The sequence below is a fragment of the Butyrivibrio sp. MB2005 genome (assembly GCF_000424285.1).
Classification (GTDB): domain Bacteria; phylum Bacillota; class Clostridia; order Lachnospirales; family Lachnospiraceae; genus Butyrivibrio.
In genome coordinates, this window is sequence record NZ_AUJP01000010.1 from 69,696 (window position 1) to 83,049 (window position 13,354).

At 42.2% G+C, this 13,354-nt stretch carries 11 protein-coding genes; all 11 read right to left on the minus strand.

Going from position 1 to position 13,354, the window contains the following annotated elements:
* Window positions 1-38 precede the first annotated feature (38 nt).
* Window positions 39-317 (minus strand): HU family DNA-binding protein, encoded by a 279-nt coding sequence (locus tag G610_RS0105995; RefSeq protein WP_026494293.1) that lies wholly within the window; start codon window positions 315-317, stop codon window positions 39-41.
* Window positions 318-511: 194 nt separating this feature from the next.
* On the minus strand, window positions 512-1,933 hold the full coding sequence (locus tag G610_RS0106000; RefSeq protein WP_026524070.1) for an amidophosphoribosyltransferase: 1,422 nt from the start codon (window positions 1,931-1,933) through the stop codon (window positions 512-514).
* A 25-nt stretch (window positions 1,934-1,958) separates the two neighbouring features.
* Window positions 1,959-3,326: a GGDEF domain-containing protein gene (locus G610_RS0106005; protein ID WP_026524071.1), complete on the minus strand. Its 1,368-nt coding sequence runs from the start codon at window positions 3,324-3,326 to the stop codon at window positions 1,959-1,961.
* A 114-nt stretch (window positions 3,327-3,440) separates the two neighbouring features.
* Entirely contained in the window at window positions 3,441-4,562 is a 1,122-nt protein-coding gene (gene glgD / locus G610_RS0106010; protein ID WP_035797086.1) for a glucose-1-phosphate adenylyltransferase subunit GlgD, read from the minus strand.
* Window positions 4,549-5,703, minus strand: coding sequence for a glucose-1-phosphate adenylyltransferase (locus G610_RS0106015; protein WP_026524073.1), 1,155 nt, complete (start codon window positions 5,701-5,703; stop codon window positions 4,549-4,551). Before G610_RS0106015 ends, glgD begins: the two co-directional genes overlap by 14 nt.
* A gap of 260 nt (window positions 5,704-5,963) precedes the next feature.
* Window positions 5,964-6,716 carry an NAD(+) synthase gene (gene nadE / locus G610_RS0106020; protein ID WP_035797088.1) on the minus strand — a complete coding sequence of 251 codons (753 nt, stop codon included), beginning with the start codon at window positions 6,714-6,716 and terminating at the stop codon, window positions 5,964-5,966.
* Window positions 6,717-6,732: 16 nt separating this feature from the next.
* Complete coding sequence (locus G610_RS0106025) at window positions 6,733-7,206, minus strand: GAF domain-containing protein (protein WP_026524075.1); 474 nt, start codon at window positions 7,204-7,206, stop codon at window positions 6,733-6,735.
* A 173-nt stretch (window positions 7,207-7,379) separates the two neighbouring features.
* The gene (locus G610_RS0106030) at window positions 7,380-9,182 is read right to left on the minus strand and encodes a glycoside hydrolase family 35 protein (protein ID WP_026524076.1); all 1,803 of its coding nucleotides are present in this window, start codon (window positions 9,180-9,182) and stop codon (window positions 7,380-7,382) included.
* 157 nt (window positions 9,183-9,339) lie between these two features.
* Window positions 9,340-11,040, minus strand: coding sequence for an ABC transporter substrate-binding protein (locus tag G610_RS0106035; protein WP_026524077.1), 1,701 nt, complete (start codon window positions 11,038-11,040; stop codon window positions 9,340-9,342).
* Between the two features lie 138 nt (window positions 11,041-11,178).
* Window positions 11,179-12,105: a carbohydrate ABC transporter permease gene (locus G610_RS0106040; protein WP_081667266.1), complete on the minus strand. Its 927-nt coding sequence runs from the start codon at window positions 12,103-12,105 to the stop codon at window positions 11,179-11,181.
* Between the two features lie 14 nt (window positions 12,106-12,119).
* Complete coding sequence (locus G610_RS0106045) at window positions 12,120-13,079, minus strand: ABC transporter permease (protein ID WP_026524079.1); 960 nt, start codon at window positions 13,077-13,079, stop codon at window positions 12,120-12,122.
* Between the last annotated feature and the right edge of the window lie 275 nt (window positions 13,080-13,354).

Below are 13,354 nucleotides of genomic sequence, written 5' to 3' on the forward strand. Positions count from 1 at the left end.
GGCAGTCATCTGACTGCCGGCCTATACATAAGTATAAATTATTTCTTATTAACAAGATCCTTAAGAGCCTTACCAGCCTTAAACTTAGGAGCGATTGAAGCAGGAATCTTGATGCTTTCGCCAGTCTGAGGGTTCTTACCTGTTCTAGCTGCTCTCTTAGATGTCTCGAATGTACCAAAGCCAACAAGCTGAACCTTGTCCTTCTTCTTGAGCTGCTTTGAAACAACATCAACGAAAGCCTTTACAGCCTTCTCAGAATCCTTCTTAGAAAGACCTGTCTCCTTTGCAATTGCTTCTACTAATTCTGTCTTGTTCATATTTTTTTCCTCCAAAAATAAGAAAATTTAACTACATTGACTATGTTAGCATTGAAATTATTGAAAAACAAGCCTTTTTTAGCATTTGAAGTCGAATTTTTCCCTATTTTATCGCTTTTTGGTGAAACTATTCAAAAAATTCTCAGTATTCTTGTACAATTAAGCTATTGAAACTTTGTAAAAAGTAGTATTTATCACTCTTTTCCGCTCCAACAATATGTACACAGCTTGCAGGGTTCAATAGGAATAGCCTCTACCATATCATCAAGTCTATGGTAATGAAGGGATGTAAAGTTGAGTTCCTTTCTGATTTCTTCAAGCATTGCCTCGTACTGGGGTGAATCGGGATCTGTATACTTTCTTACAGTCTCTTCTCCGGGCTTCGGATAGCCCTCAAGCTTCTCAATTACTCTTCTGGTTATAAGCTCCATCTCAGAATTGGATCTCGAGAAGTTAAGATACTTACAGCCATAGATAAGGGGCGGACATGCAGGTCTTATATGAACCTCGCTGGCACCGCTCTTATACAGGAACTCTGTGGTCTCACGGAGCTGTGTTCCTCTTACAATTGAATCGTCTATAAGAAGAAGGCTCTTATTCTTGATGAGCTGATTGATAGGAATAAGCTTCATCTTGGCGATCAGATCACGTCTTGCCTGAACTGTAGGCATAAATGACCTTGGCCAAGTGGGTGTGTACTTTACAAAAGGTCTTGAATAAGGAATGCCTGATGCATTGGAATAGCCAATTGCATGAGCTACGCCTGAATCCGGAACACCCGCTACAAGATCAGGGTGAAGTCCTCTTTGCATATCGCGCTGAGCAAGCTTTTTACCACAGCCGTATCTGACGTCCTCTACATTCAGTCCCTCATAGGCAGATGCCGGGAATCCATAGTAAATCCAAAGGAATGTACAGACTCTCATCTCCTCAAAGGCAGGAGCAACGATTTCCACACTCTCGGGTGTGATATAGGCTATCTCGCCGGGGCCAAGCTCTCTGTAGGGATCATATCCAAGATTAAGGTATGAAAAGCTCTCAAAGCATACGCAGAAGCCTTCATCCTTATGGCCTATCTCCACCGGGGTTCTTCCGTATCTGTCTCTTGCAGCATAGATTCCATCAGGAGTCATAACCAGCATGGTCATGGATCCCTTAATGATCTCCTGAGCGTAACGGATACCCTCAACGATAGTAACCTTCTGGTTAATTATAGAAGCAACAAGCTCTGTGGGATTGATATCGCCTCCACTCATCTCCAGGAAGTGAGATCGGTTATCCGCAAAAAGCTTATTGGTAATCTCGTCGATATTATTGATTTTACCTACGGTTGTAATGGCATAGGTGCCGTGGTGTGAACGTACGATAAGCGGCTGCGGCTCGAAATCAGAAATGCAGCCAATACCAAGATTACCCTCCATTCGAAGCATGTCGTCCTCGAATTTGGGTCTGAAATAAGATCTCTCAATGTTATGAATAGAACGGTCAAAGCCCTTCTTCTTGTCATATACTGCAAGACCTGCGCGGCGTGTGCCGAGATGTGAATGATAGTCGGTTCCATAGAAAAGATCAAAAACCGCACTCTCACGTGATGCTACTCCGAAAAATCCTCCCATAATGCCTCCTGTAAATCATTGCTGTTTATCTGCTTTTCAGTTCGGGATGTTCCTCATAAAAAACTTCCTTATCCAGATACATTGCTGCGTCGGCTATGCTCATGGCTTTTCTGATATCTCCGCCGATAGGGGCATAATAAGAACCCGCCGCACAGGTAATATCATTTGGATAAGACATTTTATCCCTCAACCTCTCTACTTTAGCATAAAATTCCTCTTCATTGCTAAAAGAAATTACAGTAAATTCATCTCCGCCTGCACGATATACTTCATCACCTCTGAAAACCGTAGCAATTATCTGCGCTCCGTTAAGAAGCATCTGATCTCCGGCTTCATGGCCATATCTGTCATTCACCCTTTTAAGACCATTAAGATCAATATAAACCACGCCGTAAGGTGTATGTGACAGATTTGCATCAACCACAAACTGATCCACACGGTTATTCATGGCATTTCTGTTGGCAACGCCTGTAAGCATATCAAGGCTGCTCATATCCTCAAGCTTTTTCATGAGGTTATAGGTTATGAGCTCAGATGTTGTGAAAAATGAAGTAAGCTCTATCAGTTCTTTAATCTCAGCAAGTCTCATGGTGTCGAAATTGACAACATAGAGATATCCGATAGGCCTTTGGTTTTGAAACATAGGATAAAAGCAGATGCTGTAAACCTCTTCATGTCTGAGGCTCTTAACCCATTCAGGGTTTCTTTTTTCAAGAGCTGCCATATCGGCTTCCGTTGATACAATGACGCAGTTACTGTCGCCCACGGTATCTATCCATGAGGTTACAACCTCATAGGGGATCGTAGGCAGGATTTCTCTCATGGGCTTATAGCCATCCATGATACTCTCACTGAGAACCGAGACCTTTTTAATCTCTTCCTGAAGGCCGATTACAACGCATCTCTCTGCATCGCTCTTTTTTCTGAGGTTCTCCGTCACACTTGAAAGCGCAACAAGGAAATTATCCGCGGACCTGAAAATAGCACAATTCTTGATAACCTCTGCTGCGGTATCAATATTTACATTGGCAAGCCTGTCAGGATCGGGATCCTTGGTAAACTCAAACATAAACTGACAATAACCGTATTCCTCATCCTGAACAAGGGGAATCAGTATCATATCGGTCCATGACTCCAAAGCCTTGGTCTCAACATAGGTGTGCCTGGGCTTTCCCTCTATTGCCGTATCGTAGACAAACTGGTCAAATTTCCTGTCCTTTGGCACCAGGTCGCTGTAGAGCATATTGTCATGATATCTGTCCTCGCCCATAGACTTTTTATACATGTCATTGGCGCAGACTATCCTTATCTCGCCTATATCGTCCTTGTCCTTTTTTATGGACATAACACAGCATGCCTTATTAACAAGATTTACATATCCCTGAAAGTCCATATTCCGCCCTCATAATTTATGGAAATTCTCCGGTCATCTATATTATAAAAACCCGGCACAGCTTGCGCCATGCCGGTAATTTTAGTAAGACTTCTCTATATAGGGAGGGAAGTTTTACAAAATGTCATTCCTCTTTACATACGCAGGTGTAATAGAATCTGATACCAGCTTCTTGACATTCTTTATATCAGCCCACTTATCAATTACAGCATTCTCGATATATACGCCGTCTGCTATATCTGAATAAGCAAGTATGATTGAATTTTTAACTATCGCTCCCTTACCGATGTGGACATTACGTCCAATAATTGAATTCTCAACAGTTCCCTCGATCAGACATGCATTACATATCATAGAGTTGGTTACTTTAGAACCATGGAAATACTGTGACGGGCATGCATCTGTAGTCCTTGTATAGAAGGGCCAGTCCGCCTTGAAGAAATCTGTTGACGTTGCATAATCAAGCAGTTCCATATTTGAACGATAATAATCATCCAAACTTGTGATAGCTGCGAAGTATCCCTTGTGCTGATATCCTCTTATATCAAGATCATTGCACTCGAGACCGATCATATCTGCCAGAGAATATGCAGAAGACTCTCTCTTAGCCTTCTTAATAAGATATATGAACATCTCCTTGGACATTACATAGGTATCCATGCTGATAAGCTTATCCTTTGCAGTGCCCATGTTGCGCTCAATTTTCTGAACACCCTTCTGCTTGTTAAGAGTGATGCAGTTACAGCCTCTGAAGTACTCTTTTGCCTGATCAACCTTGTGGTACAAGACAGTGACATCCGTTCCTGATTTAACATGCTCATCCAGAAGTTCCTGGAAGTTCTGTTTGAAAACCATGTAGCTGGGTGCTATAACAACGTAGTCCTGATGCATACGCTCAATCTGCTCAATGTTCTCAAGATATCCGTTGATATCTGTGTTGTAGATTGAGCTTGCACCGTTGTTCTGTGTGAACATCATCTGTATACCGCCCCTCTTGGAGTTGATGTTGTAATGACGGCCGGAACCGATATGTTCAACGATAGAACGTGGTCTGCTGTTAAGGTAAACATGAATTCTGTCGAATCCACTGTTGCTGAAATTGGAAATAGGGAAATCGATCATACGAAAACGTCCAAGGAACGCAAACGCACCTATTGGTCTGTAATCATGAAGTCCCTCTACTCTTATATAATTTGCTGCTGAATTTATAACACCAAAAGCTTTATTCTTTGCCATTTTTATCCTCCCCCTTCACATTCTTTGCTACGAGAAGGATTTCCTCGCTCTTACTGCTTCCAACCCTGGCATCCTTACCGATCTTTACGTTGTCGGCTACAAGTGCCCTTGTAACTGTCGCGCCCTCGTAAACCGTTACTCCCGGCATCAGCACAGAATCAATAACCTTGGCACCGGGTGCGATCTTAACATTAGAGAAAATAACAGAGTTTTTAACCTCTCCGCCAATGGCAGCTCCCTGGTTAATATATGCCCTGTCTACCTTTGCTGTCTCAGCAATATATGCAGGTGTAATTCCTGTATCCTCGGAATAGATCTTCCAGGATGTATCATCCAGATCCAGCTCATTCTCGCTGTCCAGAAGATCCATGTTAGCTTCCCAAAGGGAATCGATGGTTCCAACATCCTTCCAGTAGCCTGAGAATTCGTATGCGTAGAGAGCCTTGCCCTCACTCAGCATTACAGGTATGAAGTCCTTACCAAAATCATGGCTGGAATTGGGATTCTTCATATCCTCAATAAGCATCTTCCTCATGGTCTTCCAGTTGAAGATATAGATACCCATTGAAGCCAGATTGCTCTTAGGCTTAGCGGGCTTTTCCTCAAACTCGATGATCATATTATCTTTACCGGTATTCATGATACCGAATCTGCTTGCTTCCTTAATAGGCACTCCGCGCACTGCAATAGTTGCGTCTGCCTTATTTGCCTTATGAAATGCCAGCATCTTATCATAGTTCATCTTATAGATGTGGTCTCCGGAAAGAACCAGAAGATATTCCGGATCATAGGCATCGATAAAGTCAATGTTCTGAGAAATCGCATCAGCGGTTCCGCGATATACATCCAGACCTGAATCTGCTTTTTCTCTTGGTGTAAGAACAAAAACACCACTATCCTTGGTGTCCAGTCCCCATCTGCCTCCCGCAGCAACATAGCTGTTCAGAAGTACAGACTCATACTGAGTAAGTACTCCTACGATGTCGATTCCGCTGTTTGCGCAGTTGCTCAGCGGAAAATCGATGATTCGATACTTTCCACCATACGCTACAGCAGGTTTGGCAACCTTGTTAGTAAGGTCATGCAATCTACTTCCACGACCACCGGCCAGTATCATAGCCAACATATTGGTTTGTGCCATAGTGATTACCCCTCTTTGAATAAATAGAATTTAATGTGCCAGTGTTCAGAACAAACGTTAACACTATCCCCTCACATCATATTTCTATTCTAAGGGCTAAACAGTGATAGCGCAAGGATTAAACAGTTATTTTGCGTGTTTTTGCGCTATTTTTTGAAAATTTGCCTTCCTATATAGAATATACTTGCAATTATATTTTTAAACACAAAGAAAATGCAGCCTCATTTTGAGCGAAGTTGTCAAAATAAGACTGCACAGTATCACTGATGATACATAGGCATAAGTTGTAATTTATGAAGATTGATTTTGTGAAGTCGCTCAATCTTTTCCTTCTTGGCCTGATCCTCACAAACACCTGTAAAAATATAGGTATCAAGCTCATCATAGGTAAAGCCAAGCTTATCTTCATCAGACATCCCTGAAAGGCCATCTGAAGGTGTTTTGTGAATAAGTTCTTTAGGGAGCCCCAAAGCATCACCTATCATGCGCATCTCTGTAACTGTAAAATCAGAGCAGGGACTAAAATCTCCCGCAGCATCGCCATACTTTGTGGAATATCCAACATAGTCCTCTGATTTATTACAGGTATTTGCAACTCTTCCGCCTCCGGGAAGTGACTGCGCAATTGCATAAAGTGTAGACATTCTGATTCTCGGAGGAGTATTGATTCTGGCATCCTTTGAAAGCTGTGCACCGCTCTTTTCAAGAGCCTCATAAAAGCCATCAGTTGCAGGCTTAATATTAACTATGAAATGCTTAATTCCAAGAAGCTCTGCTACTCTTTTTGAGTCATCTATGTCCTTCTGCTCACCGTCAGGCATAAGTACGCCCACAACCCTCTCTTTTCCAAGAGCTTTCACAAGGAGCGAAGCTACAATTGTGGAATCTTTGCCGCCGGATAATCCGATAACAGCGTTTGCTCCGCTTCCGTTTTCCTCAAACCACTGTCTTATCCATGCTACGATTTCATCGATTTTTTTATTTGCATCAAAATCCTTAAGAGCTTCTATCATTGTGAATTTCCTCCTATTATTCCCAACTGATATTTTCTTCAATTATCTGCACGAATTTCTGAAGTCCCTCTGCGTCTGTCTCATCAAAGCGCTCCTTTATTGGGCTGTCGATATCAAGCACGGCAACGATCTCTCCGTTATGATGGATCGGCACAACAATTTCTGACTCCGATGCGCTGTCGCATGCTATGTGTCCCGGGAACTGATGAACATCGGGAACAAGCTGCAGCTTATCCTCAGCTACCGCAGTTCCGCAAACGCCCTTCCCTACCGCAATATGTATGCAGGCAGGCTTTCCCTGAAAGGGACCAACCACAAGCCTTCCATCTCTCATTATATAGAAGCCGGCCCAGTTGAGCTTTTCCATTGTATCCATCAAAAGTGCTGAGAGATTGCTCATGGCAGCTGTATACCAGGGCTCTTCCTCCAGCATTCCTTTAGCCTGCAGTGCCAGTAAATCATAATCTGTTCTCTGTGTTAATTCTGCCATTATATAAGTATTCCTTTCGCCATTTAAGTAAAGTGATTAAGTCATTAACAATAATAACACTGATTGTATGGCCAATACTATCTTTAAATAGGATTTCATAGTTTATCCATGAAATGAAAAAAACAGACAAGCTCTGAATTGCTCAAAGCCTGTCCGCTAATTCTTTTCATATATCAGCCTATATCCGGCTCATCCTTAAGAGTGATGGTATCTCTAACCTTACCCTCAGTCTCAAACATGATTATCTCGTTCTTTCCCTTTTTGATAAGAGGTGCAGGGATATAAAGTCTCTTCTGAGGACCAATCTCCCAATATCTTCCAAGGTTAAAGCCGTTTAAGAAAGCGCAACCCTTGCCCCAACCTTCAAAATCAAGGAAGGTGTCGACACATTCATCTGCTTCAAATGTGAATTTATAGAATGCAGGTGTACCCTCGATATAATCCTTAGAGAAATCTACCTTATCTACATTATCAAGAGGAAGTGTATACATATCCCAGTTATTGTGCATGTGTCCGTTTATCTGAACACACTGACCTATACCTTTTCTCTGATGCTCCATACGGGGACCAAAGTTAACTCTTCCCATGTTTTCAACAAGGATATCAAGGTCCTTGCCACGCTGAGACAGCTTCATCTGATCTTCTACAGGAAGTGCCATAGCCTTAGCGATTTCCTCATCAGATAAGATTTCTGCCTCCTTTGCAAGTTCAAGATCGTAAAGTGTTATGAGAGGCTTTTTGTCTACAAGAATATTAGCTCTGTCAGCCGTATCCCAAAGACGGATTTTCGCAATGGCATCCTCTGTTTCCAGAGTTGAATGATAGAGAATATATCCATAGCTCTGATCAAGCTTCTCCATGCTGACAGGATATACGCTTGTGTTCTTAATGCTGATGTCATCAAGTACCGAGAAAAGACTTACCTTCTCTTCACATTTAAGATCGCCGTAGGCACCTCTTTTTATGACTGATTCTTCAAGCTCAGGCACCTCGGGAATCTCGGTATATTTAGAAATAACTTCCTTATACCTTCTATATTTTTCTGTTATCTGTCCATCCTCTGTGAGGATTCCGTCGTAGTCATAGCTGGTAACATCCGGGGTGAGTTCATCATAGTAGTTACTTCCGTTCATGAAGCCGAAGTTGGTGCCACCCTCAAACATGTAAATATTAACATTACCAAGCTCAAGCATCTTATCAAGGTCTTTTACACTCTCTTCAAGATTGCCTGTCATGTGACCGCCGTTTCCCCAATGGTCAAACCAGCCAACCCAGAACTCGGCACACATAAGCGGACCGCCCTTTGTGAAGTTCTCAAGAACCTTAAAACGTTCTTCTGTTCTCGATCCAAAATTACCTGTAGGATGCGCACCTTCTAAAGTGCCACCATTTAAACTCTCCGGATAAGGTCCGTCACTTGTGATAAAAGGTATGGTGACACCATGCTTTTTCATGATATCCATCATGCGCTGCATATAGCTCTTATCGTTTGCATAATAGCCATACTCATTCTCAATCTGCATCAGAATCACATTGCCACCATTATCTATCTGATACTTTGTGATGATGGGTAAAAGAACATCATAATAAGCTTCAACCTCTTTCATGAAAGGCTCGTAATTAACTCTGAGTCTCATGCCATCTTCTTTAAGGAGCCATGCAGGAAGTCCTCCGAATTCCCACTCTGCACAGATATAAGGCGAAGGGCGAAGTATCAGCTTAAGCCCCACTTCTTCGGTAAGCTTTATAAATCGCTCAAGATCCAGCATCCCTTCAAAGTTAAATTCGCCTCTTTGGGGCTCATGCATGTTCCACGGAATATATGTCTCAACGGTGTTTCCACCCATTGCTTTCAATTTTAATAATCTATCTCTCCAATACTCAGGGACAGTACGGAAATAGTGAAAAGATCCTGAAATTATCTTAAATGGTTCTCCATCAAGGTAAAACTTGTCTTTTATTTGAAATCTACTCATAATTTAATAATTCCTATTCATTAAAAAAAGGGGAATACCAGCTATGGTATACCGGTATTCCCTTTTGATTTAATGTATCAAGTAGTGTTCTGCTCTCATGCTTCGCATTCGCCAGAACTAAGTAGTACACTAAGCTCGAAAGAATCGCGCCAGGTGATTACTTATAGAGTGCATCCATCTGTGTCTGAAGTTCAGCAGCTACATCTGCGATACCTGCCTGTGCAAGAGCATCCTGCATCTCAGCTACGATTTCCTCAGCAGTACCTGTGTACTTACCGAATGAGATCTGCTTCATGTAGTTTGTGTAAACTTCGTTACAGTTGTCGATCTTAGCCTGAATGCTGTCTACATCAGGTACGAACTGTCCATAAGGATAGTCAATCTTAACCTTGTCATACTTAGCATAGAGTTCATCGATCTTATCCCAGTTACGGCTTGCATCTCTGATCTCGATATCGTCGTTACGTCCCCACCAGTAGTTAGTCATACCATTGATGTTGTCGGTTGAGGAATCGTATCCTTCAGGAGTTGTTCTGAGACCTTCATCGTTGATCTCATAAGAAACCCCTTCAATACCATAGTTGAAGAGCTTGTAGCACTCAGGATCGTTTCTGATAAGGTCATAAACCATAAGTGCTCTCTCAGGGTGCTCAGATGCTGCAGAAACTGCCATAGCACCGTGTGTGATTGAAAGTGCTACTACGTTGTCTGTCTCTTCACCGAAGTAGAAGAAGCCTGACTCAGCTTTCTCATCATCAGCATAAATTGTGTTAGCTTCTGTCTTTGAGCAAAGATCTGTCCATGTCTGTGTGTGGTGCTGCTCAGCTGCAACCTGACCTACACGGTACTCATCTCTGTTCTGTGAAGATGTGTTGTTAAGAACGTCTGTAGGCCATACACCGATCTCATCCCACTCCTTCATCATCTTTGCATAATCAACAAGTGAATCTGTCTCTGTCATAACAGGTGTGACAACTGTGTAAAGATCATCCTTTGTACCACCCCAAAGAGCGCCTGTTGCAAGACCATCGATAGCTACGAAGTTAGTGTGTGAAGCAATCCAGCCGTTAGCCATCTGTGCATACTGTGTTCCGTCAGAATCCCAAACTGCTTTGAGTTCCGGATGATTCTCTTTTACGAACTTGAAGTATGTTGTAAGGTCTTCCCAGCTGTGTACACCGTCTGCAAGGCCTGCATCTCTAGCCCAGTCAAGACGATATGTAAATCCGTGGTTTGTCCACTGTGCGTAGTTATCTTCGGGCATCAGATAGATGTCACCGTCATACTTACACATTTCCCAGTGATCAGCAGGTACGCTAGCCCATGTCTTGGGAGCATATGTCTTAAGCATATCCTCTGAAAGTGCAAGGAAAGCGCCGTTCTTTGCATTCGGCCATGCATCAAGCCAGTCAGATGCTGTACCAACAAGGTCTACAGAACCATCCATCTGTGCAAGTGTAAGGTTGTAGTTTGCAAGATAATCTGTCCACTCAATGTAGTAGATCTGAAGCTCAGCGTTAACCTTCTCGGTGAGGATCTCATTGAGCTTTGCAAGCATCTCATCAAGACGCTCAGCAGACTTTCCATCAGGTCTGTCACCTGTTGTCATGTAGTTGATAACTACGTGCTCAGAAGTATCAATATCAGATGCAGCTGCCTCTGTAGCCTCGCCTGCCTCTTCTGTTGTTTCTTCTGTTGACTCAGCTGTCTCTGCTGCAGCGGTATCTTCTGCAGCTGTTTCTGTGGTAGCCTCCGTCTTGTCTGCAGCGCTATCACCACCGTTTGATGAACCACCGCAGGCAGCCAGTGAGAATACCATTGCAGTACTCAGTAAAACTGACAATACCTTTTTTTTCATTTCAAATCCCTCCTATTAAAAATGAATAGTGTATATCTGAACTCGTTTCGAGTAAAGATCTAAATAAGGAAGTTCCGCTCTCGCTACGCTCGCCGGAACACGTTCACACTAGGCTCGAAAATACCTCGCCAAGTGTTCTCAGCCTTTTACCGCACCAACGGTGATACCGCCGATGAAGTATTTCTGTACAAACGGATAAAGAAGTACGATAGGTCCTGTAGCAAGCATTGCGTTTGCCATCTTTACAGTCTCTGTAGGCAGATCGGTAAGTGAAATATACTGGCCTGCTACTGACTGTTTAAGAGCCTGTGTCTTGTTAACAATCTCGTAAAGGCTGTACTGAAGTGGCTTTACATCTACCTTACTTGAAAGGAAAAGTGATGACTGATACCACTCGTTCCAATAGCCAAGTGCAAGGAAAAGTCCGATTGTTGCAAGTGCCGGTTTAAGCATGGGGAGAACCAGTCTTACGAAAATGACCATATCTCCTGCTCCGTCGATTTTTCCTGACTCTGTGATCTCGTGAGGAATCTGCTTAACGAAGTTCTTCATGAGAATGATCAGCCAGGGTGACATCATCAAAGGAAGAAGTACTGCGAAGTAGCTGTCCTTTAAGTGATATGTCTGAGTCATCAGCAGGTAGTATGGTGCAAGGCCTGCTGAGAAAAGGCTTGTAAAGTAAATGTAGAAGGATATTGCATTTCTGAAAGGGAAATCCTTACGCTGAAGCGCATATCCTGTCATTGAGATGATTGAAAGTCCTACTATTGTTCCAACCAGTGTCATTGTGATTGTAAGTGCGTATGACTTCCAGATAAGTCCGCTCTTTGTAACCATCTCGTATGCTTTGAAAGTAAACTCGTGCGGTATCAGCTGTACTCCGTGAAGTCTTATGTAATTCTCTGAAGTAAAGCTTGATGCCAAAATTATAAGGAAAGGAAAAATACAGGCCAGTGCGTAAAAGGTTGTAAGGAAATAACCTATTCCGCGGACAACCATATCGGTTGCGCCAATTTTTACCTTGGCCCCGCTTTCCATTAAATCTAAATCTTTTTTCTTTGCCATTTTTCTGCTCCCAATTAGAATAATGAATATTCAGGATCGATCTTCTTGATAACCCCGTTAACTACCATAACGATTACAAATCCAACAAGTGACTGATAAAGACCAACTGCCGAAGCTGTTGAGAAGTTAAAGTCTGTCATTGTAGCTCTGTAAACGAAGGTCTCGATAATGTCTGTCGTATCATAGAGGAGTGAATTGGTTCCTACTATGTTGTAGAACAGACCGAAGTTACCTTTTACGATTCCGCCAAGTGCGAACAAGAGCAAAATAATGATTGTAGGCTTAAGGCTTGGAAGAATGATGTATCTGATTCTCTGGAACGCGTTTGCTCCATCAACCTTGGATGCCTCTATGATTTCTGCATCTATTCCGCAAATTGCTGCGAAGTATACTACTGAGTTATATCCTGTCTGCTGCCAGAGATAAATGATAACCAGAAGAACCGGCCATACATTTGGATCAGCGTAAGGCTGCCATTTTTCCATTCCCAAAACTTCAAGTATTCCGTTTACAAATCCTGTATCGTAGTTCAGAAGGTTGAATACCAGAACTCCTACAAGAACCTGTGAAATGAAGTAAGGAAGGAACATCATTGTCTGTGAAACCTTCTTAAATATCTTTGCCTGCATCTCATTAAGAAGAATTGCCATGATGATCGCAAGCACATTACCCAGGATAATGAAAGCCAGGTTGTAAAGAATGGTGTTCTTTGTAAGGGACCAAAGCTTTCCGGATGATGTAAGGAATTCGAAATTGGCAAGTCCTATGAACTTACTTCCGAATATTCCCTTTCCATAGTTGTATTTTACAAATGCAACCCATATTCCCGGCAGCGGCATGTAGCTGAACATGAAGAAGAAAACAATTGCCGGAATGCACATCAGAATCAAAGTTCTGTATTTTATGATGTTGCCAAAAAAGCCTCTCTTTTTGTGCGGTACTGCTATTGCTTCCGCGCTATTTGATTTACTCATCTAAATTCACTTTCCTTTTACGTTCTATACGTTGTTATTTTAACCAATTTGCAACCGGTTTCATAGTTGTATTTAAACATAGTGCTGTCATATCGTCAATGATTTTTTTGAAACCGGATTCAGATTTGTTGATTATATACAAAAAGAGGTGCTTCAAATTAGCACCTCTTAACTATTGACCTTTTGCGTTCATTTTATATTCTTTTGTCGTTAATATTTTGTTCATATACTCTGAAACGCGTTTCAAATCTATTCACGTGTTTCAAACTTGTTTC

Excerpts from the sequence above, each read along its gene's own strand:
- G610_RS0105995 (WP_026494293.1), bottom strand. The coding sequence starts at position 317 with ATGAACAAGACAGAATTAGTAGAAGCAATTGCAAAGGAGACAGGTCTT.
- G610_RS0106000 (WP_026524070.1), bottom strand. The coding sequence starts at position 1,933 with ATGGGAGGATTTTTCGGAGTAGCATCACGTGAGAGTGCGGTTTTTGAT.
- G610_RS0106005 (WP_026524071.1), bottom strand. The coding sequence starts at position 3,326 with ATGGACTTTCAGGGATATGTAAATCTTGTTAATAAGGCATGCTGTGTT.
- glgD (WP_035797086.1), bottom strand. The coding sequence starts at position 4,562 with ATGGCAAAGAATAAAGCTTTTGGTGTTATAAATTCAGCAGCAAATTAT.
- G610_RS0106015 (WP_026524073.1), bottom strand. The coding sequence starts at position 5,703 with ATGGCACAAACCAATATGTTGGCTATGATACTGGCCGGTGGTCGTGGA.
- nadE (WP_035797088.1), bottom strand. The coding sequence starts at position 6,716 with ATGATAGAAGCTCTTAAGGATTTTGATGCAAATAAAAAAATCGATGAA.
- G610_RS0106025 (WP_026524075.1), bottom strand. The coding sequence starts at position 7,206 with ATGGCAGAATTAACACAGAGAACAGATTATGATTTACTGGCACTGCAG.
- G610_RS0106030 (WP_026524076.1), bottom strand. The coding sequence starts at position 9,182 with ATGAGTAGATTTCAAATAAAAGACAAGTTTTACCTTGATGGAGAACCA.
- G610_RS0106035 (WP_026524077.1), bottom strand. The coding sequence starts at position 11,040 with ATGAAAAAAAAGGTATTGTCAGTTTTACTGAGTACTGCAATGGTATTC.
- G610_RS0106040 (WP_081667266.1), bottom strand. The coding sequence starts at position 12,105 with ATGGCAAAGAAAAAAGATTTAGATTTAATGGAAAGCGGGGCCAAGGTA.
- G610_RS0106045 (WP_026524079.1), bottom strand. The coding sequence starts at position 13,079 with ATGAGTAAATCAAATAGCGCGGAAGCAATAGCAGTACCGCACAAAAAG.